The organism is Flavobacterium sp. (genome assembly GCF_036759525.1).
Classification (GTDB): Bacteria; Bacteroidota; Bacteroidia; order Flavobacteriales; family Flavobacteriaceae; genus Flavobacterium.
In genome coordinates, this window is sequence record NZ_DAIOUN010000016.1 from 33,196 (window position 1) to 56,034 (window position 22,839).

Sequence of the window (22,839 nt, forward strand, 5' to 3'; positions counted from 1 at the left end):
TAACAAGTGTTTTACATTTTTAATTATGAATTTTACTCCATAGAATAGAAACTATTGAGTGATGAAATTTTCAGTTACACTACGGAATATATTTTTAGAGCTTATTTGTCTGCTTTTTGTTTTACTTTTTGTTTATGCTGCAGTTAGTAAACTTTTAGATTTTGAAAATTTTCAAGTTCAGTTAGGGCAATCACCTTTAATAAGCTCTTTTGCTGGTTTTATTTCGTTTTTTATCCCTATCCTAGAATTACTACTTGCCTTTTTTTTAATCTTTCCTAAATCGAGAAGGACGAGTTTGCATTTGAGCACCTTTTTAATGAGTACTTTCTCAGCTTACATTTTTGTAATGATTAATTTTAGTCCTAATGTACCTTGTTCATGCGGAGGAATATTAGAACAATTAAATTGGAAAGAACATCTTTATTTTAATATGTTTTTTGTGATTTTGGGCACTCTAGCTCTTTATATAGAGAATAACGCACTTATAAAACAGACCAGTATTAGACTTTTATTCCTATTTACAGTTAGTTTATTATCAATTTATGTATTGTTTCATACTTCTGAATGGATGAAACAAGAACGAAATAATTTCACAAGGAGTTTTCCACATTACCCAACAAAATTTGTTAATGATATGGATTTAAAATTCAATTCTTATTACATAGCTGGTTCTAGCCCTGACAAAGTATATTTAGGTAATTATACCGCACCATTAATCGTAACTGAAATAGACTCTTCGCTACATTACAAAAAGGAACATTATATAATTTTGCCAGAATCAACTCTTAAATATAAAAGTCTGACTTTAACAGTTGATCCTCCTTACTTTTATGTTTGGGATGGAACAGAAGCTTTTGTTTATAAAGGAAGTACTGATGATTGGAAAGCTTCACTTTATATTGACCGTGAAGCTTATTTTACTTCTTTTGTTCCTATTAATAAAAGTAGGGCTTCAATTAGAGCTATCAGTAGTGAAACTTTTCAAAGTGTGCTTGGCACATTGGTAGTTACAGATTCTGTAAAAGTTGCATTAAACTCATCAATACTTATCAAACAAGTTGATGGGCTGTTTGATACAGACGGTACACATCTTTATAATAAGCAACACAATAAGATATTATATACTTATTATTACAGAAACCAATATGCTGTTTGTGATACCCTTCTGCAAGAATATCAATATGGCAAAACCATAGACACCACTAGTAAGGCAAAAATTAAAGTAAAATATATTGCATCCAAACAAGGCTCAAAATTGATTGAACCCGCAGTTACTGTTAATAAACGAACTGCAACCTATGGCAATTATCTTTATATACATGCCGGGTTACTCGGGCGTTATGAGCCTAAAGAAAATTGGGACAATAATTCCATTATAGATGTTTATGACTTCACAAACAATACCTATCAATTTAGTTTTTATATAGATGATAAGTTACAAAGTAAAGTAAAGGATTTTAAGATATCGCAAGATTTAATATATACACTTAACGGTAATTATATCAGAACCTACAGATTTAAAAAGGATTTTTATTAAACAAATTAAAATATACTGCAGTGTCAGGGGAAGATCGAAAACCTGTAACAGAGTAGATCGTTAATTTAAATTTTTTATTATGAAAAAGTTGTTTTTAAGACCAACACTGATGCTGTTTGCATTTGGTCTCGCTATTTTCAGTGCTTTTGCTTTCAAGCCAGTTCTTGAAGAAAGTGCTTTGACAATTTATGATGGGCATCTTCAGGTGTCGCCAGGGAATTGTGTTAACCAATTTGTTGAATGTCAGTCTACAGATAATGGAAAGCCGTGTTACTTTGGTTCTGTTCAGTTAAGAAGAATGAACATAAGTGGCACTTCATGTCCTACTTTGTTGTGGGAGATTGATCAATAATTTGTTTATACCAAAGCCAAATCTTTACTGGTTTTGGCTTTGGTATTTTTTAATGTTTGAATTTATTTAAGATAATAGTCAAACCAAGATTTAATTCTTTGTGTTAAATCATACTGAGCCTTCGGATTGGTTAGAATATGGCCTTCGTTAGGATAAACAAGAAAAGTGTTGTTTTTTTCTAATCTTTTGAGAGCCAAATGAAGTTCAACACTTTGACGAAAGTCAACCGTACCATCGGCTTTACCAGACCAACTTAGCAAAGGTGTTGTGATTTTTTGAGCATTCATCACAGGAGAGTTATTAATGTAGGATTCCAACTTATCAAAAGGATTTGATCCCATTCTATATTGATGCATTTCAAACTTCCAAAATTTCACGTCGTTTGTAATCTCATTCAGGCTCAGGTAATCGCTTATCATGTTTGTAGAAGCTGCACCTGAAACCGCGACCACAAAAAATGGTGTCTTTGTGATTAGTAAAGCTGTTTCATGTCCTCCATAGGAATGGCCAATGATTCCAACTCTTTTAAAATCTATGTTTGCTGTTCCCAAAGCCCTTTCAACTCCTTTCATTACACAATCAAACATGGATTCTCCAGGATCGCCTATATTGTATTTAATATCCGGTTGCAACACAAAATATCCATCGTTTGTGTAATTCGCCAATGGGAAACCCGTGGGATGGTACTCTGAAGGAAAATTGTATTCCTGTCTATTTTGGGACAATGTTTCATAGATGTACACGATCATTGGGTATTTCTTAGCCTTATCATATCCGACTGGGTAATGCAACAATGCATTTAATGATTGACCTTTATTATTGTTGTATGCCATTAGTTCCACTCTAGGATCATCATATTTGGTGTGATGCAAATTTGATTGGTATAGTACCTTACTTTTTTTTGTTTCTGTGTCCAGCAGTATCACTATTGGCGGTTTCTGTGCCGTTTCCTCTCTAATTAGGATTTTCTTTCCCTGTTCGTCTTTTGAAGCTATTGCTATCTTTCCTTCGCTCTTGTATATCAGATGTAGTCCTTTTTCTAAAGTCCATTTGTATAGTGACATGGATTTATCAGGATTGTAAGCTGTAAAGTAAATGCCTGCTTTTAGATTGATGGTTCGATAGGCTATTTCTTCATTTAAAAATTGCTTTTTGTTCTTGTGCATTTCATTCACCAACCTATAACCAGCATGAGAATCAGCTGTATTTGTCATCTTTATCTTTTCGTTACCCTCATGACTTATCAACCAAAAATCAGTACCTATGTTTAAAACAGCGTACTTACCATCATTTGACCAAGCGTAACATGATAGATTTTCATTTTCAGCAATTGTATTTTCCTCCATGAATTTCCTATCAAGGATGAGGCTGTGCTTTTTTGAATTGAGATTATAAAGATTCCATCCCTGTTGATTGAAATACCCCAAATATCTTCCATCGGGAGACGGCATCAGTTTTCCAACTGCTGTCGTTTGTGACTTCAGCAGTAATTCGTAGCTTTCTTTCTTAGTATCATACAGATAGTAATCAGCCACTGGATTTGCATATTGCAATTGCCCTCTGCTAATAGGATTGTAAGCTAAAACATACTTCCTATTTGGCAGTACGAAAGCCCTCAGCAGGGAATCTGCCACCATTTTTTTTAATTCATCATTTTCTAAGTCCCAAATGTACATTTTGGGATTTCCTGCACTTGTTTCCAATTCTTTTTGGGAATAGTATTGCAAAGGACTTAACGATTCCCAAACTTCAACCAATGAGTCGTCTGTTGCGTCCAACGTTCTTGTGGTTTTTGCAAAAACAAAACCTTTGCCTATCTCAGTGGCTAATAACAATGGTCTATTTGTTTGGATTTCAATTTCTAACGCGTTACGTTTTTCTTCACTTATATTTTTCCCTTTTTTGTTTGCTACATTGAAAACCGCCCATGTACTCTTATTGCTTGCTGTTGCTTCAAAATAGAATAGATTTTCATCTTTATCATCCCAAAGCAGTCCAGTAGCATTTTTACTCTTTGTCAAAAGCATAGCACTTGTTTCTTTTTTTTTCATCAACTCGATCCCTTTTGCTGTAGCTAAAGCCAAATCCCCTTTCTTGTTGCATGCCATGTCTAAAATACCTGAGAATGTTTTTGGATTTGTTACATTTTTGCTAAACACTTGTAACATGGAGTCCTTACTTAGCAAAGCTGCTCTTCCGCTCATTTTACAAAATATTGCTTTTTTATTATTGCTAAAATTTCTTGCTTTGTTATTGTTCAAGTCTATCAGCACTAGTTCATTACCCTTATTATAGGTAAACCAATTAGCATCTGGTGAGAAGTTTCCGTTTCTACCGCTTGGTATCTTTTGGACTTGATTGTTTACCGTATTTAACAACAATAAAGTGTCTTTTCCAGAAGTATTAGCTATCGTGAACGAAATCCATTTTCCGTTTGATGCCAATTTTTCATTATTCAGTTTTACCCATATCTGAAAATCTTTGGTCGGGATTTTTCCTTTTGACTGGGCATTGCCCATTAGGACTGCCAAAAGCAGTCCTAAAAGCATAGTTATCTTGTTCATATCAATAACCTGGGTTTTGAGGAAGTAGATTTTGATTCAGCAACAATTCATTTTCGGGAAGCGGAAAAACACGATTTGTTTCCCTCCAATTAGGTTTTACTATTGAAAGCACTTCGTTTGCCTTGCCAGTTCTTTTTAAATCGAAAAAGCGATGGCTCTGCTCTGTAAAAAGTTCCAATCTTCTCTCGTTTAGAATGGCTTGTAACACATCTTGCAGTGTGTTAGCTCCTGTGTCTACTATTCCTGCACGATTTCGGATTTTGTTTAAGTCGTCTTTTGCTCCTTCTAGATCATTCAACATTGCCTTGCATTCTGCCCGAATCAGATACATTTCTGCCAGCCTGAATAGAATTGTATATTCTTCTGAAACTCCTGTATTGGTTATTTTTTTATACTTGTTGGCATGGTACCACGGACCTCCAGTACCTTGAATTGTTTTAATCCAAGCCGTTTTGCGAAAATCATTTGTTTCAAATGCGTTATGCAAATCAGGTGCTAAAGTAGGACGTGTAGGAGGACCAGAAGCGAAAACAAAACTACGGGCATCTCTCGTGTTTAATCCTGGCAATCCCGGATGCAACGACCAAATTATTGACGGATTGTCTCTTAAAAACTCCTGTTCAATGTCTTGATTCCAACTGTAAAGTTGGTTTTCTATAACGGCAGTTGCAGCATCGTTTGCTTCTTGCCAATCCTGATTGTATAAATGGACTCTGGCTAAGAAAGCATCCACAACCGACTTGTTAGGTCTTACTCTTTCAGCAGTAGGGTAATCTTCAGGAATAAGCTCTTTGGCTTCGGTTACATCCTGAAGGATGAGGTTGTAAATTTCTGATTCTGATTTTTTTGAAATGTTTTGGTTTATTGTATAATCTGTTGAGGTACAATACGGAATTTGACCATAGCAATTGACAAGGTAGAAATGTAAAAAGGCTCTTAGAAACAGTGCTTCGCCTAGAAACCTACTTTTATCCTCTTCTGTTATATTCACTGAATTTGCTACTCCTTCCTTAAACGCGTTAATTGCATAAATATGAGCATAGGTTGTACGCCAAATGGTATTTATGGATGTATTGGAAGGAATCAATGTATGGTTTGCAAATTGCTGTAGTGTTGTATTTGTTCCGAAGAATATTAAATCATCACTATAAGCCGCCATTATCACTGTTCCTCCAACCGTGTTTCCTGTTACTACACCTTCTTCCCGTATGCGAGCATATATATCTGCTAAAGCTGACTCTGCTCCGGATTTGGTTGTAAATACATCCACCGCCAAGATTTGATTGTTTGGTGCCTCTACTTCGATAAAAGATTCACAACCCATCAAGCTCATGAAGGTTGTTATAATTATCCAATATTTAATTTGTATTTTCATCTTATCTTTCATTTAATGGTTATTTTATATGGAATGTTGAAACCCTTCTTTAAAAAGAGAGTTGCACCCCAAGTGTTATTTGACGCAAAGGTGGCAGTGAAACCCCTGACTGGTTTTCGGGATCTGGACCTTTGTATTTTGTGAATGTTAGTAAATTTTGTCCTTGTAGGTAGATGTTTGCATTACCTCCTTTTATAAATGCAGGCAGTTGGTATGTTAAGGCAATTGTCTTTAATCTGATAAAGGAAGCATCTGTTATCATTGCATCACTACGTGTAAAATTGCTAAAAGCATTTATTGCCTCAGGATTTTCGCCACTTGTGTATTGTTGGATTGTAGCTCCATTTTGAGGAAAACTATTCAGTACACTGGTAGGCTGGTTTGAAAATGAACCTGTTACCGGAAAGGTTGCCAAAACATCCTGACCTTTTTGTTTTACGAATTGAAATAAGAAATCCAGTGTCCAATTTTTATACTTCAAATTATTGGAAAGTCCTCCAAAATATTCTGGTGTACGGTCAAAAATTAGCTGTCTGTCTTCGTTTGAAGTGATGGTGCCATCCCCATTAAAATCATTAAAAGTATAAAGACCAGTGACCGAATCAATACCTGTGGATTGATATACCTTGCTGATGTTTAAGGATTCACCAATTACAAAATTATTTCGGTAGGTTGAGGCTTCGAGACCCGGAAATTCCAGCAGTTTATTTCTCAAGAAGGATAGGTTTATTGCTGTTGTCCAATTAAAGTCTTTGGATTTTATGTTTACTGAACGAAAATCAAATTCTAATCCTTTGTTTTCCACAGTAGCTTCTAGGTTTGCCTGAATTGTAGTGAAACCCGTTGTACCCGGCAAAGGCACACCGACCAATTGATTTCCTGAAACATTTCGGAAAAAAGCTGAGGTTAAGAATAGTCTATCCTTTAAGAATCCAAGTTCTAAAGCGGCTTCTATTTTTTTATTTGTTTCCCAACCGAAATTAGGGTTAAACAATCTTGACGGAGCCATGCCTGTTATTCCATCATAAATGTTTGCTGTTACAGAGTAGGTGTCTAGAAATTGATAATCGCCTATCTGGTCGTTTCCAGTAGTTCCGAAACTACCTCTGATTTTTCCGAAGCTTATCACTTCATTGTTATCCAAGAATTTTTCCTTTGAGAAAATCCAAGCCGCACCAATAGCCCCAAAATTGGCGAATCTTTTATTGTCTCCAAATCTGCTTGAACCATCTCTTCTTGCGGTTAGGTTTACAATATATTTGCCATCCCAGTTCATATTGAACCTACCAAATGCTGCATTGTATCTATACTCGGAATTACTGTTGTCTAGAATAGTGAGGAAAGTTGCCGCTGATAGATTTGAAATCACTGCGTTGTTTGGAAAACCGTAGCCGTCAATTGCAATGGCTTCCTGTTGCAGATTTTGAAAAGTTGTTCCCACCAATACATTGAATGTTGCCTTATTCCAGTTTTTAGTCCAGTTAAGCTGTGGCTCAAAAATCCATGATCTTCTTTTGCTGTCATTTACTATAAATTGCGAATCGGCACTGGTTACTTCAAATATTGGATTGTACATCGTACTTGGCCTAATTCTGCTTTCTGACAAACGCGTATCTGTAAAGCCGAAACTCGATTTAAAATCGAAACCATAACCGAGCTTATAGGATATAAAGGTATTTGCTATGAGGTTCTGTGTATCTGTCTGATAGGTGCCTTCTAAATAGGACAATGGATTTTCGAAAGTTCCGTCTTCCCAGTTCAGGTTTCCCTCTGCATTGAAGAGAGCTGGAGCATTTGGAGCCAAGGTATAGGCATCCCGAGTTAAATCTGCACCTGGTAAGTTGTTGTTATCATTGGCATAGTCCATAGAAAAGCGAACATTCAATCTTTCATCTTTTGACTGATGGGATACCGTTGTGTGAAGTGCCGCTCTCTTGTATCTTGCATCGCCGGGAAATACTGTTGTTTCGTTTCTTAAAGTTCCTGAAAGGATGTACTGTGTTTCCTGACTTCCGCCTGAAAGCGATAGCTGTAAGGAGTTGACCCTTGCCTCTTTTCCTATCAATTCTTTTTGCCAATCTGTGTATCTGTCCTGACTCCAAGTTCCATTCACATCATAAGCTGTAAAAGGGTATTCTGTCAACCCATCATTTGAAAATGCTTGTTGACGCATGTTTAGGTATTGCTCTGTATTCAATAATTTCATACGGTTGGTTGTCTTACCCACGCTGCTTGCCGCATGGACATCAAAACGTGATTTTCCTGCTTTTCCTTTTTTGGTTGTTATCAAGACTACGCCGTTAGCTCCCCTTGAACCATAAATGGCTGTTGCATCAGCATCTTTCAGTATTTCAATGCTTTCAATATCGGCAGGGTTTATGCAGTTTAATGGGTTGGCAAGGTTTTGGAGCACACCATTGTTTAATTCGGCATTTCCCATAGCTTGTGATGCAAAAGGAACTCCATTGACAATATACAATGGATCATTACCCGTACCTCGAATGGAATTTAAGCCTCTGACCTGAATAGCAAATCCACCACCGGGAAGCCCTGTTGACTGTGTTATTGCTACACCTGACATTCTCCCTTGCATGGCAGCCAAGACATTGGTAACGGGTTGGGTTTCGATATCTTTTGATGTAATTCGGGAAATGCTTCCTGTTCTTTCCTTTTCTTTTACCGAGTAGTAGCCCGCATTGAGGACTACTTCTTTTAATGTGGTGGTATCTTCTTCTAATTGAATGTTTAGTGTTGTTTGGTTGGTTACAGTGATTTCGACTGTTTTGTAACCGACATAAGAAAAGACTAGAACTTCTGTTGGGCTGGCGTTGATGGAAAACTGACCGTTTTCGTCGGTAAGTGTTCCAGAGGCTTTGCCTTTGATTTGGATGGTTACTCCGGGTAGTGTTCCTTGCGTATCGGAGACGGTTCCGGTGATGGGTTGCTGAGTTTGTGCTGTTGTAGTGTAAGCTATTAAGTGTAATGCGAGTAGGCATAGGTAACTTAATGCTTTGGATTGTTGGTTTTTTAAAATTTTATTCATAAAATTGGTTAGTTAAATGAAACATTGGTTTTGTTTGCTTTGGTCCTCTATCTAGTTTGGCGACGGGTTAGGGGACCTTTTTTTGAGTTACTGAGTGGCTGAGTAGCTGAGTAGCTGAGGTGCTAAGTAGCTGAGAAACTGAGAAACTGAGACTGTTTTCTTTTTTTATAGCATAGGCGACTGGTTTTAAAGGTTAAGGAAAGTATGCCGCTCGTGCTTGTTGCAGCCAAGGTTGAGCGGCATCTTTCCCACTAACTAAAAAATTAATTGATGAGACCTATTGCGAAACTTTTTGAAAAATAAAGCAGTGCTAAGAATGAAGTGAGAACCAATGGGAAATAAAAAAGCGTGGAACTCAACTTACTGCCTTTGAGGTACTGGTATACCGGGGAACAATAAGAGAGCCCACGCCGGTATTGACGTGAGCATCTTACTTATCATCTCGTTCCCATTAAAAATTACCAGTTTTCAAAAGCGAGATTCAAAGCGAATGCTTCAATTATTTAAATGAAGAATCGCAAATTTAATTATTTCGGGGCTAATATAATAAAAAAATATTTAAGTGGTAATATATTACCACGAATTTGTTCTTCAAATTAGGCAATTTGCTTAAAAATATACTAACATGCTTGATGAAGAAACAAAAAAAGAATTTATACTGAAATTTGCAAATCAGTTGAGTAAAATTAAGAAGGAGAAAAAATTGAGTTTTAGAAAAATAGCTGATAATTGTGATTTAGATGCGAGTTTTATTAGTAAAATTGAAAAAGGCACTGAAAATATAACATTGGAGACGATTTTGAATTTAATGTATGGTCTAAATGTTAAACCTAAAGAACTTTTTGATTTTGACTTTGATTTAAGACAAGACGATATTAGAAATTAAGATACTTAAGAGCATCTTTTTTAATATATTGAAAAACCAATATATAAAGGGAATACAGACTAATTGCAATTTTGTTAATTGTCTTGTTTTTAGTATCTTTGTGGAAACAAAAAATGTTTTTACATTAAAAAGTTAATAACAACATTATGGCATACAGTCCAACAACTATAGCAAACTACTTTATACAAGAGAAAGCCAAGTTTGGAAAACTAACTTCAATGAAGTTGATAAAATTGGTATATATTTCTTATGCTTGGTATATCACTTTGAAAGGGAAACAAAATCCACTTACAATTGAAAAAGCTCAGGCTTGGAAGTACGGACCGGTTTTTCCTTCTTTATACAAAGTAATAAAGAGTGAGGGTACAATCGAAGTTGAAAAGCCTTTACCTAATGATAAAGAAGAAGTTATTTCAAGCGAGGATGCTGAATTTTTAGATAAAATATGGAGTTTATACGGTAAATATAATGGTGTAGAATTAAGTGCTATGACACACGCTGAAAAAACTCCTTGGAGAGAGGTCTATTGTAGAGATTGTAACTCTGAAATTCCTGATGATCTTATAATTGAACACTATTCTCCAAAATTAAAGTCAGCTTCCTAATAGATGGATTTAAGTAGATTGCCTGACAATATACCTGATAACTTCAGGGATGCTGATATAGATGAAGCTTTATCTGACGTAAAACTATGGAACAAATCAATTAGTCCCGAAGAAGAACGTTACAGAGGTAACACTGTTTTAAGAGACAATTTAGCAAAAGTTTTTACAATTGTTATAATTTTTTGGATTGTGTCCGTCATACTAATTCTTGTGGGAAATAATTGTAATCATTATAATTTAAGTGATACTGTTTTGGTAACTCTTTTAACCACCACTACAGTCCAAGTTTTAGGTTTAGTCTACATTATACTTAAAGACTTATTTCCTGGCGGGGGTAATGAAATCAATACGAATAAAACGGAATAATAACAATATTTTGTAACTGTTATTAGGTTATATTGTCGAACTAACTTATTTTAAAATTTATCTTGTATGAGGAAAATTAGTCATTAATCGAAAGATTTGGCTTTAAAAATACCACACATCACCAAGCTATCAATCATTGTTGGTAATATTAATCGAAACGAATGAAAATAAGAGCAATTTTTTATTTATATCTTTTTCTTTCAAATTATAGTTTTTCTCAATATAATTCAAAAGTGATTGATTCAGTAAAAACAATAAATATTAAAAGTGAATCTAAAGATTCCATAAAAGATAATATTTATGAATTGAAAGATACCTTGGTTTTAAATAAAAAAAGTAGTTCAGATAATTCAACTATTATTTATCTAAAAAACACGGATAGTACTGATTACTTCAAATATATTTTTCCAATCATAACACTTTTATTAGGTATTGGTATTAATAAGCTAATTGATTATAATAATAAAAGAAATAAAATTAAAAAATCTGGTAAGAGATGGTTATCAGAACTACAAGTTTTAGGTAAGCCTATAGAAAATCAAATTAGTAATATTGATGCTTTTTTATTAGAGCATGAAAAAGAAATTTTTGCAATACCAAATCCAAGGTTAATCACAACTTTAGATTGTGAAATTTTTAGTTCTTTAGATAAATCAGAACTCGTTGAGTATTTATTATGTTTCAAAAAAAATAAGGATGAAATTGCGATTGAAAATTCTAATTCAATAAATGGTTTTATCACAATCCTTAAAAGTCATAATAATAACTACAGAATTCAATTTGAACAATATAAAAACAATGTGTCTTCATTTACAACAAGTCTCTCAAAAAATCTTCAAATTTTACAAAGGAAATTTGTAACTTATGGAATTCTTTTGGAGGAAGAATTAGGTTTTGATCCAATTAATGATTTAAGATATAAACCAATACTTGATTTATTCAATTCAGAAATATTACCATATCTTAATGATGGAAACTATGATATATTTAAACTTGAAAAAAGTTTTTTTTTACCTTTAATAAAAATTCTTAGCAATCTAAGATTAGATCCAAGAATTCAACCTATGTTTGAATATTCAAAAAATTGTGTAGTTGATATCAAAGGCATAAAAATGGAAAAACATTATTTATCAGTAAACTTTAAAACTCTAAAAGATTGGTATATAGAAAGCAAAACCGATTTGCCAGAGATCATCAATTTACTGAAATAAATACAGCATATAACATTGGGGTTTCGTTGTATGATCAAAACGAAAAAGTAAACCGTGGCTAAGTAGTGGTTCTATTCATAAGTTACGGAGTTAAGTAAAATTATTAGACGAATTTCAAGAGAATTTAAACTCCTATTTTTTTATTTGTCAATTTGGGATAACTTCTTGTCAATTCGGGAGTAACTACTTTGAAAATACTAGCACTCTCAAAGTACTGTTCTATTTTTGAGGAATGGAATGGTATAATATTTTAGGTTTTGATAATAAAATAAAAGTTTTACATGATAAAAATTGACTTAGATGATACCTATGATGCTGTTTCTGCCAGTGAAGATTTTAAAAGATTTACGTTTATTTCTCCACTAAAAAATAGTACAAACTTAGAGATGCATGTCTTGATAAGTGAACACCCTGATCCTTTTTTACCTAATGTATTTAATTTAGCATTTGGTCCTTTAGGAGATGATAATGAAATAAATGACTCAATTGCTGTGCCTCATCATAACATAAACAAAGTTTTTTCGACTATACTTCTTTTTGCTATAACATTTTTAGAGGTTAATAAGGAAGAAAACTATTCTATAGGGATAGATGGTTCTGATGAGAGAAGAGCCTATCTTTATCATAGGATGTTTAGGTATAATAGCGACACTCTATCTGATACCATCGTTACAGTTGGTGTTGATTGGTATGTTAAACTACTAAGAAATGGCACAGATATTGAAAGAGATAGTGATGGATTACCACTTTTTAAACCAAGACCTGAACCATTTGATTTAAAAAGAAATCCTAGAGATCTATATAGATATTATATCTTTTCTCTAAATAATTAAAATAAATTAATACCTTTGTACTATGAGACAAACAGTTCAAAATAAGATTACTAATCTTAAAGCATTAGCTAAAGGTAGTGTTTCTAATTCTATTGCTAAGAGTTCTAACAGAATGGTTAATGATAATTTATCTAAGTCTATTCGAACAGAAAGAGATGCAAAAGTTTTTAGAAAAGAGCTTTCTATTGCTATTAAATTAGCGAAAGAATAGAATGTAAAAATTAAGAATATTATTTTATTATATAGTGCTCACTTTTTAAGTGGGCATTTTTTATAATATATTATCGATAAAATATACAAAGTGTATTTGATATCTATAGCTGCTAATAAAATAAGAGAATAATGAAAGATGCTTGAGTATCTTTTTTTATGTTTATAAACTTGTTAAATTGGGATAACTTCTTGTCAATTCGGGAGTAACTGCATTGAGAATGATAGCATTCTCAAAGCACCGTTCTATTTTTGAGGAATGGAATGGTATAAGATTTTAGGTTTTATAGTTGCTTGGGTTGTGGGTCTCTACATAAGGGGTTGGATTTATGAGCAACGGAATGGGTATAGACGGAATGATAGTTGGAAGAATAGGAAGAAATAGAGATGCTGTGGCATCTTTTTTTTACATAAAAAATTATATTTCTGTTTATTCTCTCCTCGCGAATTTATATGCTAATCATAGAAATTGGAGAGAGTATTGTTTACAAAGATTTCATTAAGAATTAATTGGATTTTTTATTTTGTGTGTTTTTATTTACTATATTTGATTCAGAGCTAATTTTTCCAAAACAAATTAACGTGACGAACCGGTATCTAAATGCGGTCGTTTTTTTGTTGTTTTATTTCACTAAAAAAAATTCGAACATTTTGATACTTTATGATGATATAAAACCAATCATTAAATATAATTTTAGTTAGTCATGAGGACTTGGATAAAAAAGAGCTTTTTCTTCATTTGCATTTTAATACTTACAGGGTCTGACGCTCTTTTTTGTCAGGTTCCGATGCAACAGCCACCAACGACAAGTGGTTTTAATAATTTTTCAATTCCAAACTACACACATCCCCAATCGTTAAACAAAAATCCAAATATAGAAATTCCATTGCCAGGAAATCAGCAACAGCAAAATGCAAGACTGATACAAGAAGCAGACAGGCAAATAGCACTGGAACAAAAAGCAATGCAGGAAGCACGAGCTGATATTGAAAAATTTTCGAGTTCCATTAGATATACCTTGCCTTCTCTATCAAATGTAAAAGGCTCGGAATTGTACCGACAAGTATTTGATAAAATCATTTCTATTGGAGAGGATGTGTCGTTAAAAGATGTCGTTTTTGATATCGAGAATGCTTATTTTGATAACGTATTGAGCAAGGAAAAGTTTGAAAGAACAATTCAAGAAAGCGGTCAATTTTTAATTCAAAAAATGAAAGAGCAGGGCTATGACCTGAATAGCAATGCTGCTAAAAACTTTATGCTCTTTCAGTATTTTTCCGAGACATTACAGTTAAAATCCACAAAAGAAAAGCACTTGCCTTTTACTTATGATTTTGACGATTATATGGGTATGCAAAATCACGCCAAAATGTTTGTGACCAAACTTCTTGAAACGGGTTCAGGTCAATGTCATTCGATGCCACTATTGTATTTGATGTTGGCAGATGAAATTCAGGCAGAGGCTTATCTTGCCCTGTCACCCAATCACTCCTATATCCGTTTTCCGGATGATAAAAGAAAATGGTATAATATCGAGCTAACCAACGGGATGTTTTCTACAACATCTTATATTTTACAATCCGGTTATATCAAATCGGAAGCCCTTCAAAATAAAATCTACATGGAGAACCTTTCCAAAAAGGAACTGCTTGCCAATCTGCTGACCGATTTAACTAATGGGTATATTCACAAATTTGGTTATGATGAATTTGTTGCCGATGTAATCAATAAAGCTTTGAGCCTTTACCCCAATAGTATTCATGCACAAATGTTTAAAGCCAAGGTAGATATGGCTAGGTTTGACTATGTGATACTTCAATTAGGTATTAATCCTGATGACGAGGTGCAACGGCAAAAGATACTGGAATATCCTAAAGTGGTGCAAATGCTGAGAGACCTTAACAATCAACACCTGCTCATTGATAATCTCGGCTATGAACCTATGCCACAGGAAGCTTATGAGCTATGGTTGCAAGCCATGAAACAGGAAACGCAAAAGCAGGAAAACGAAGCCATTTCAAGGCAACTTGAAAAGATTTTACCAAAACAGATTAAAACTATAAAAGATTGAAACCACTAAATTTATTATCACTATTTTTTTTCCTGTGTTTCTTTCAGGTAAAAGCACAAAATAAGCAAACTTTATTTGACAAAAGCTTTGCAGAACTCAATGCGATGCTTTTAGATGAGAGTAAGTACAATTTCAAAACAGCGGTTTTCTCGGTTGAAAATGCCTACCTGAATGGGAAACTTGATACGGTTTTTGTTAATGCCAAAATCAGGTCGCTAACCAGTCTATGTCATTCATTAATTAAAGACCGTTTTTTAGCCTATGTAGAAAATGATAAAGAAGATGTCAACAAATGGGCATCCGCCTATCAGGTGATGTGTGATAGTATTCCTGTTGTCATTGAAAACAAAGTATATCAATACATACCGTACAAATATGATTTTAATGATGTATTCGGAAACGAAGAATATTCAAATATGTTTGTGTCGAAACTATTGGAAACCCGAAAAGGCAACTGTCATTCACTGCCGTATCTTTACAAAATCATTTGCGAGGAACTTGGTACAACGGCACATCTTGCTCTTGCCCCTAATCATATTTATATCAAGCACCAAAACAAAAAGCATGGCTGGTATAATACGGAATTAACAAGCGGTATTTTTCCCAATGATGCCTGGCTGATGGCTTCCGGCTTTATTCATGTGGATGCTATTAAAAACGGTGTTTATATGAAAGCACTGAACAATAAGGAAAGTATAGCTTTGGTCATGATGGACTTGGCAAATGCATATCAGAAGGTTTTTCCTGAAAATGACGGTACTTTTTTGATGAAATGTGCTGAAGCTGCTGTCAAAGCTTACCCAAATTTTGCTTCTGCTTTGATATTAAAAACAGAGCTTCACAAAAAACAAATTGAAAGTGAAATCGATCCACTAAAAGCAAAACAAGACTTCAAAAAACTGGAACAGGAATACGCCCATATTCACGTTTTAGGATATCGTTTTATGCCGGAAGATATGTATCTCAATTGGCTAGTGTCTTTAAAAACAGAAAGAGACAAATACGAAAACAAAAAATTGACTAACTTTAACAAAAAATAATTTATGAGGAGATTATATTTTTTAATGCTGTGCATCGTGTCTTTTTCTAGAGTGAGTGCACAGGTAGAATTATCCAAAGAAGAAAAGCAAAGACGTCAAAATAATATTGATGCAGCCAACCCGTTCAAACAGTTTGGCTACAATGCCAAAGTCGCAACATTGAGCAAGGGCAAGTACCTTGAAGTTCATGATTTGGATAGTATCGTAACCATTGGCTCTGTAAGATTTCATGTGGAGAAAATGAAAATTGTTGGCGTTGTTGTGCCGGATAGCACGTACAGAGAATTTGCAAGACCGATCGGGGATATAGCTAGTCGATGGTTATCTCCTGATCCCTTGGCTGAGGAATATCCCAATTGGACGCCTTACAGGTTTGGGTTTAACAATCCTATTCGATACAATGACCCAACGGGTTTGTTGGAAAATGATGATGTCATTATTAAAGGATCAGAAAGTCAAACAGCTTTTAATGAATTACAAAGCTCTGTTAGTGGAGAATTAACCTTGTCAATGGATAACAACGGGAAAGTAACATATACACAAAATACAGAAGGACCTTTAACAGCAGATGCGACACAATTAGTAAATGCAATAAATGATAGTTCGATTACTGTTAATGTTATAGCAGAGAATACTAAAACTACTTCTTCGGGGAATTTGTATGTAGGAGGGGCTTTTATGGGAAATACTGTTACAGTAGGTGTTTTTCCATTGGTTAGTACCGTAAGTACACTTCAAGAAATAAATCCAAATGTATTATCGATAGCTGATAATTATTTTGGGACTTCAGGTTCTTTGACCCTGCATGAAGTAACAGAATCATATCAAGGAGCCTTGATTTCTCAGCAATCAGGGGTTTCAGCAGGGATGGCTACTCAAGCTGATGTCGCAAATCCTAATAGCGTTTATAACCGAGCTCATAATGCAGCAACACCTCAAAAATTCCCAATCTATCGTAATGTATATGATGCACAAGGAAATATCCTTCAATCACCTTATACTAATGCAGTACGTGCAGAATTTTTTGTCCAGCAAGGTTCAAGAACTCCACAAACGATTTTAATTTATCCTTAGTTTATACAATGAAAAGAGACTACCTAAAATTTAAGCAATTAATTTTTTTGTTTGTTATTATTCTTCTATCTTCTTGTAATAGAGGTTTTGTTAAAAATTCAGAAAAGCTAGTTGTTGATACTAGTAAAGATTCTATTTTCACAGTTCGTAAAATAGATTCAATTAATGATTACTATATTGTTTACTTAAAAAAAGCTGATGATTGGTTTAAAGTCGTTTCAAAAAAAGATTCAAGTGGAGATTCAAGAAATAAAATAGAAATTGAAAAAAGTTATTTTTTCAACTTGTATTCACTTTGGAATGAAAAGTTAATCATTAATGGAATTGATGTTTCTCTTTCAAAAACACCTAATGTTCAATGTATCGGTTTTGATGAGAAAACATCTATTTGTTTAGAAAGGGATTCTATTAATGATTTGTTTATCGCAAAAAATCTGAAAGGATTAAAGGTTACAAGATAATTAATTAGATAAAAAATGTCCTTTTTTATTATTTAACTTTTTTGATACATTTTTTATATCCTTTTAGAGTAATATATAATTTATCTATTTTATAACTGGATTGGCATCATATTAAAGGGGTAAATGGTTGATATTGTTATTGAGGCTTTTATCTGCGATTATGTTTTTAAAATTAAATATAAGTGGCGGAATGATAGTTGGAAGAATATGAAGAAATAGAGATGCTTAGGCATCTTTTTTTGTTTTATAGGAAATTGAAAAACGGGTATTTATACGTATTGCGAATGTTGTGAAAAGGGTTACTTTGGTTTTTTATAAAATATTTAATAGGATTGTGGAAATCCGTAAAATAGTTTTGTTTGAAGGGGTTATATTTGTCATTATTAAGTGTTTGGATGTTGTAGTTGAAACAGGAATAATTGAAATATTTAAAAATAGATTGAAATATTTTTTTAGCAACTGTATGGTTTAACTTCAAGTGAAGGTTAAATTAGAATAAATATCAATAATTTAAAGATTCTATAAATACAATTTATTAATCAACTGAATTAACTTATGAACAAGACATCTATTAAATCTGAAATAACAAAGCATATCCTAAAATCAATGGGTTCAAAACAACCAAGATTGAGCTCCTGGTATGTGGGAATTACTAATGATATAGATAGAAGAAAAGCTGAACACAAAATTAATACCTTAGAATTAAAATTTTGGAAAACTTTTGACGCTGAAACAATGGATTATGCTAATGAAATAGAGTCTTATTTCAGCAAAAAAGGAACAATTAATCGGCCCTCAAAAAACGGAGCTAATAAACTTTCACGATATGTTTATGTTTTTAGAAAACCTATATCAAAACCAAAAGGCCTAAATGGACCTTTTACAATAGACAACATTATTGAAAAATTATTTGAATAAAGTACGATATGCATTATGAAAATAATTGTATTTTGACCAAGTATGTTTTTCAATAAAGCATTAATAAATTTTATATTAGCTTTCCCTCATAAAAACTTAACAATATAATAGTCAATTTAAAAGATTTTGAATAATAAAATTACACAACTGACAAGAAGAAATATTTTTGATTACATCCAAGTAGAGAAATTTTGGTGGTCCGGTCGTTTAGAAGAAACCGATTTTTTATCAAGAATGTATGATTTAGAAAGACTACCTTCATCCGATAGTAGGTTTGATAATGCAGCGGGAGACATTTGGCAACATAGAATAAACAATCCAAATGATTGGGATGATAACTGGATTTTTAATGATTCGCGTTTCAATTTATTATATTGTGATGATTCAAATTTCTTGAATTTTTTATGTGAAATGATTCATCCAATTGTTAGAATTGATCAATCGGAAGTTAATCGTTTATTACAAATTTTTAATGAAAATCTAAAAGAAGACAATTATGAAATTGTTGAAAAAACAAAAATATCAGGAAGACCAATCTTTGTAGGAAGATTAAAAATTACTGGAAAAGAATCTCTCCAAAATAAGGGTTCTGATTTAAAGAGAATCTTAAATGCTGAATATGTTACTCAGCAAATAAATTTAATGGAGTCATCTATTGATAACTCACCACACATATCAATTGGTTTAGCTAAAGAACTTATAGAGACTTGTTGTAAATCAATCTTTGAAGATAAAAAAATTAGCTATGATAAGAATTGGGACTTACCAAAATTAATGAAGGAAACAACCAAGCTTTTAAAATTAACACCCGAGGATATTCCAAATGAAACCAAAGCCTCTAGTTCAATAAAACAAATTCTTGGTAGTTTGTCCTCCGTTGTACAAGGTATAGGTGAAATCAGAAATGAGTATGGAAGTGGTCATGGAAAAGATGGGAAATTTAAAGGTTTACAACCAAGGCATGCAAAACTAGCCGTTGGTGCTTCAACTACATTAGCAATTTATTTACTCGAAACCCATGAAATAAGAAAATGAATAAGCCAAAAAAAATATTTGACCCACTTTCAGGAAGTGTAATTGAAGGTATTAGTAGAACTTTGGGAGAAACTAATAATGGATTAACAGGTGATGAAATATCAAAATTTTTGCATGAATCAAATATTACTGATACTGAACCAGGAATAACTAAATGGAAAAGATTATTTAATGCATTTGTTAACCATCAAAATAAATATAGAAACTCAAACAATATTTTAAGTTTTATAAATAAATCTATGAGTCCAGCAAGATTTATTGGTAAGTATGAAAAGTTTGAGCATTTGAGATTTGAACTCAATAAAATTTTATCCTTTTCTGGTCTTCAGCTTAAAGAAAATGGAAAGTTCACATTGACAGAAATAACAACAACAATTTCAGAAGCTGAACAAAAGGCCAATAGGCTAAAAAGTAAATTAGAGTTAAGAAACACACATGAAAAAATATTTGAGTATTGCAAAGCTGAACTCTTAACTGACAACTATTTTCATTCAGTTTTTGAAGCGGTAAAAAGTATTGCTGATACAATAAGACAAAAAACTGGACTTTCTCAAGATGGTGGTGAATTAATTGATCTTGCTTTTTCCACAAAGAATCCATTATTAAAAATAAATAAACTATCGAATGAAACTGAGGAAAGTGAACAAAAAGGCTTTGCAAATTTAATTAAAGGGGTTTTCGGAATGTTCAGAAATACAACAGCTCATACACCAAAAATAATATGGTCAATTAATGAGAGCGATGCACTAGATATACTGTCAACAATTTCGTTAATTCATCGTAGGATAGAACAAGCTGAATAAAGAATGTTTTATTAACTCCTAATAAAATGTTGTTGTTTTCTTAGGAAATTTATATTGTTACAATTTAAACCTATGTCAAAATTTTTTCAAAATATGGTAAAACATCCACTTTGAGAGTCTTTAAATTTGTTAAGACTTAAGTCGCAAAATGATTGCTTTTACGCTATAATATGAATAGTTTTGACATTCATAAAATTATTGAAAAATGTCAGAAGATCAAAAAAGGATATTAGAGCATCAACTATGGAATATTGCCAATACTTTGAGAGGCAAAATGAATGCCGACGAATTTCGTGATTATATTTTAGGTTTTATTTTCTACAAATACCTGAGCGAAAAAATGGAAATGTTTGCTAATGATATTTTGCTTCAGGACAAAATTCAATTCAGAGAGATTACACCCAAAACAAGACAAGCTGATGAATTTTTAGAAGCGATTAAAGAAGAAGCTTTGGAAAAATTAGGTTACTTTTTAAAGCCGGAAGAGCTTTTTTCAGAAGTTGCCAAAAGAGGTATGGGTGATAATACTGAAGTGGACCAATTTGATGAAACCAAAACCAATTTCATTTTAGAGGATTTACAAAAGATTCTGACCAATATCCAGTTGAGTACCATGGGTACAGAAAGTGAAGAGGATTTTGATAATCTTTTTGAGGACATGGATTTGAATAGTACCAAACTGGGTAGAAATCCTGAATCACGCAATGCCATCATTGCAAAAGTTTTATCTCATTTGGATAAAATTGATTTTAAATTAAAAAATACCGAGTTGGATGTTTTGGGTGATGCTTATGAATATTTGATTGGCCAATTTGCCAGTGGTGCAGGAAAAAAAGCTGGAGAATTCTATACTCCACAAGAAGTTTCAAAAATATTAGCTAAAATTGTAACTACCGGGAAGCATAAATTAAAGTCAGTTTATGACCCTACTTGTGGTTCAGGCTCTTTGTTATTGAGAGTAGCCAGAGAAGTAAAAGATGTAGCTATGTTCTATGGACAGGAAATGAACCGTACAACGTATAACCTCGCTCGAATGAATATGATTTTGCACGGTGTTCATTACAGAAATTTTGATATTAAGCAAGAAGATACTTTAGAGCATCCACAACATATTGATGATTTACCCTTTGAGGCCATAGTGGCTAATCCTCCCTTTTCTGCTAATTGGAGTGCCAATCCCATTTTTACAAGTGACGACCGTTTCAGTCAATATGGAAAGCTAGCACCAGCCAGTAAAGCTGATTTTGCCTTTGTACAGCATATGATCTATCATTTAGCTGAAAACGGTATCATGGCAGTTGTTTTACCCCATGGTGTTTTGTTTAGAGGTGCTGCCGAACAACATATTAGAAAATTTTTGATAGAAAATAAAAATTATTTAGATGCTGTTATAGGATTACCCGCAAATATTTTCTATGGCACCGGTATTCCAACTTGTATCATGGTATTTAAAAAATGTAGAGAAAATCCGGAAGATATTTTATTTATAGATGCAAGTAATGATTTTGATAAAGTGAAAACACAAAACATTTTGCGTGATGAACACATTGATAAAATTATCGATACTTACAGAAATCGTACCTCACTAGAAAAATATAGTTATAGAGCCACCTTGGAAGAGATTGCTACTAATGACTATAACTTGAATATTCCGCGATATGTGGATACTTTTGAAGAGGAAGAAGCCATAGACATAGAGGCAGTTATGCGTGAAATAAAACAATTGGAAGCTAAGCGATCTGAATTGGATAAAGAAATAGATGTTTACTTTAAAGAATTAGGATTGGTTTTTGAAAACATTTAAAAGAAACTGAAATAATGAATTTAATTAAAGGAAAAGATTTAAAAAGATATTTTGATTCATTAGAAGGATTGCAGTCCTTTCATATGCAATTCAATTATGAGCATAATGACAGAGCAATAGTTATTGTAGGAATGGCCTATGTAGAAGATTTATTATCGTATTGTTTGGAAAATTTTTTCCCTTCAAATTCTTCAACTGTTGAAAAAGTTTTAAGTCATAAAGGTTTTTTGGGAACATTTTTGTCAAAAGTTGAAATGCTTTATTGTTTGGGTTTTATTGATAAAGTAATTAAAAGTGATTTGGAAAAATTGGCTGAAATTAGAAATCTTTTTGCTCACAAAACGACAATATCTTTTGAAGATGAAAAGGTTAAAAAAAACTGCTCAGAATTTAAATGGCATCACGAAGCTATGATGATGTCTCCACCAAAGGAAGCGTCAGTATTAGATATTTTTAAAGTAGAAGTAAATACAATTGTGTCGCACTTATCAGGTATTGCATCTTTCTGTAGAGGGGAAAAAAGAGTACTGAAAACTAATGTTTAAATTTTATTGAAAATCCTTAATACTGACAATAAAAAAAATAATAATGTAATGATTGAAAATAGAGATAAAATAGTTAATGTTCCTAATTTGAGATTTCCGGGGTTT

General features: G+C 33.0%; 20 protein-coding genes. 17 read left to right on the top strand and 3 right to left on the bottom strand.

Going from position 1 to position 22,839, the window contains the following annotated elements; genetic code table 11:
• Window positions 1–61 precede the first annotated feature (61 nt).
• Entirely contained in the window at window positions 62–1,537 is a 1,476-nt protein-coding gene (locus tag V7M80_RS10715; RefSeq protein ID WP_333696017.1) for a MauE/DoxX family redox-associated membrane protein, read from the top strand.
• Window positions 1,538–1,616: 79 nt separating this feature from the next.
• The gene (locus tag V7M80_RS10720) at window positions 1,617–1,889 is read left to right on the top strand and encodes a hypothetical protein (protein WP_333696018.1); all 273 of its coding nucleotides are present in this window, start codon (window positions 1,617–1,619) and stop codon (window positions 1,887–1,889) included.
• A gap of 62 nt (window positions 1,890–1,951) precedes the next feature.
• Here V7M80_RS10720 and V7M80_RS10725 read toward each other — a convergent pair whose 3' ends face one another.
• The 3 genes from V7M80_RS10725 to V7M80_RS10735 are packed head-to-tail and all read right to left on the bottom strand — an operon-like array spanning window position 1,952 to window position 8,871.
• Window positions 1,952–4,453, bottom strand: coding sequence for a S9 family peptidase (locus tag V7M80_RS10725; RefSeq protein ID WP_333696019.1), 2,502 nt, complete (start codon window positions 4,451–4,453; stop codon window positions 1,952–1,954).
• A 1-nt stretch (window position 4,454) separates the two neighbouring features.
• Window positions 4,455–5,828 (bottom strand): RagB/SusD family nutrient uptake outer membrane protein, encoded by a 1,374-nt coding sequence (locus tag V7M80_RS10730; protein WP_333696020.1) that lies wholly within the window; start codon window positions 5,826–5,828, stop codon window positions 4,455–4,457.
• Between the two features lie 49 nt (window positions 5,829–5,877).
• The gene (locus V7M80_RS10735; RefSeq protein ID WP_333696021.1) at window positions 5,878–8,871 is read right to left on the bottom strand and encodes a SusC/RagA family TonB-linked outer membrane protein; all 2,994 of its coding nucleotides are present in this window, start codon (window positions 8,869–8,871) and stop codon (window positions 5,878–5,880) included.
• A 625-nt stretch (window positions 8,872–9,496) separates the two neighbouring features.
• Between V7M80_RS10735 and V7M80_RS10740 the strand changes: the two genes are divergently transcribed.
• The 15 genes from V7M80_RS10740 to V7M80_RS10810 all read left to right on the top strand — a co-directional run bounded on the left by V7M80_RS10740 (window position 9,497) and on the right by V7M80_RS10810 (window position 22,734).
• Window positions 9,497–9,757 (top strand): helix-turn-helix domain-containing protein, encoded by a 261-nt coding sequence (locus V7M80_RS10740; protein ID WP_333696022.1) that lies wholly within the window; start codon window positions 9,497–9,499, stop codon window positions 9,755–9,757.
• A gap of 146 nt (window positions 9,758–9,903) precedes the next feature.
• Complete coding sequence (locus V7M80_RS10745) at window positions 9,904–10,362, top strand: Panacea domain-containing protein (RefSeq protein WP_333696023.1); 459 nt, start codon at window positions 9,904–9,906, stop codon at window positions 10,360–10,362.
• A gap of 3 nt (window positions 10,363–10,365) precedes the next feature.
• Window positions 10,366–10,728: a hypothetical protein gene (locus V7M80_RS10750; RefSeq protein WP_333696024.1), complete on the top strand. Its 363-nt coding sequence runs from the start codon at window positions 10,366–10,368 to the stop codon at window positions 10,726–10,728.
• 161 nt (window positions 10,729–10,889) lie between these two features.
• The gene (locus tag V7M80_RS10755; protein WP_333696026.1) at window positions 10,890–11,939 is read left to right on the top strand and encodes a hypothetical protein; all 1,050 of its coding nucleotides are present in this window, start codon (window positions 10,890–10,892) and stop codon (window positions 11,937–11,939) included.
• A gap of 281 nt (window positions 11,940–12,220) precedes the next feature.
• A complete protein-coding gene (locus V7M80_RS10760) occupies window positions 12,221–12,772 on the top strand; it encodes a DUF6934 family protein (protein WP_333696028.1) in 552 nt (183 codons plus the stop codon).
• Window positions 12,773–12,794: 22 nt separating this feature from the next.
• The gene (locus tag V7M80_RS10765) at window positions 12,795–12,983 is read left to right on the top strand and encodes a hypothetical protein (protein WP_291283745.1); all 189 of its coding nucleotides are present in this window, start codon (window positions 12,795–12,797) and stop codon (window positions 12,981–12,983) included.
• Between the two features lie 703 nt (window positions 12,984–13,686).
• Entirely contained in the window at window positions 13,687–15,054 is a 1,368-nt protein-coding gene (locus tag V7M80_RS10770; protein WP_333696032.1) for a hypothetical protein, read from the top strand.
• Window positions 15,051–16,094 (top strand): hypothetical protein, encoded by a 1,044-nt coding sequence (locus tag V7M80_RS10775; protein ID WP_333696034.1) that lies wholly within the window; start codon window positions 15,051–15,053, stop codon window positions 16,092–16,094. Before V7M80_RS10770 ends, V7M80_RS10775 begins: the two co-directional genes overlap by 4 nt.
• A 3-nt stretch (window positions 16,095–16,097) precedes the next feature.
• On the top strand, window positions 16,098–17,168 hold the full coding sequence (locus V7M80_RS10780; protein WP_333696036.1) for a hypothetical protein: 1,071 nt from the start codon (window positions 16,098–16,100) through the stop codon (window positions 17,166–17,168).
• Between the two features lie 8 nt (window positions 17,169–17,176).
• The gene (locus V7M80_RS10785; protein WP_333696038.1) at window positions 17,177–17,629 is read left to right on the top strand and encodes a hypothetical protein; all 453 of its coding nucleotides are present in this window, start codon (window positions 17,177–17,179) and stop codon (window positions 17,627–17,629) included.
• A gap of 555 nt (window positions 17,630–18,184) precedes the next feature.
• Window positions 18,185–18,547: a hypothetical protein gene (locus tag V7M80_RS10790; RefSeq protein ID WP_333696040.1), complete on the top strand. Its 363-nt coding sequence runs from the start codon at window positions 18,185–18,187 to the stop codon at window positions 18,545–18,547.
• A 126-nt stretch (window positions 18,548–18,673) separates the two neighbouring features.
• Window positions 18,674–19,582: an abortive infection family protein gene (locus V7M80_RS10795; protein WP_333696041.1), complete on the top strand. Its 909-nt coding sequence runs from the start codon at window positions 18,674–18,676 to the stop codon at window positions 19,580–19,582.
• Entirely contained in the window at window positions 19,579–20,385 is an 807-nt protein-coding gene (locus V7M80_RS10800) for a TIGR02391 family protein (RefSeq protein WP_333696042.1), read from the top strand. The genes V7M80_RS10795 and V7M80_RS10800 overlap by 4 nt, the downstream gene beginning before the upstream one ends.
• Before the next feature lie 205 nt (window positions 20,386–20,590).
• Window positions 20,591–22,189 carry a type I restriction-modification system subunit M gene (locus V7M80_RS10805; RefSeq protein WP_333696043.1) on the top strand — a complete coding sequence of 533 codons (1,599 nt, stop codon included), beginning with the start codon at window positions 20,591–20,593 and terminating at the stop codon, window positions 22,187–22,189.
• 14 nt (window positions 22,190–22,203) lie between these two features.
• Window positions 22,204–22,734, top strand: a complete 531-nt coding sequence (locus tag V7M80_RS10810; RefSeq protein WP_333696045.1) for an MltR family transcriptional regulator — start codon at window positions 22,204–22,206, stop codon at window positions 22,732–22,734.
• The last annotated feature ends 105 nt before the right edge of the window (window positions 22,735–22,839 follow it).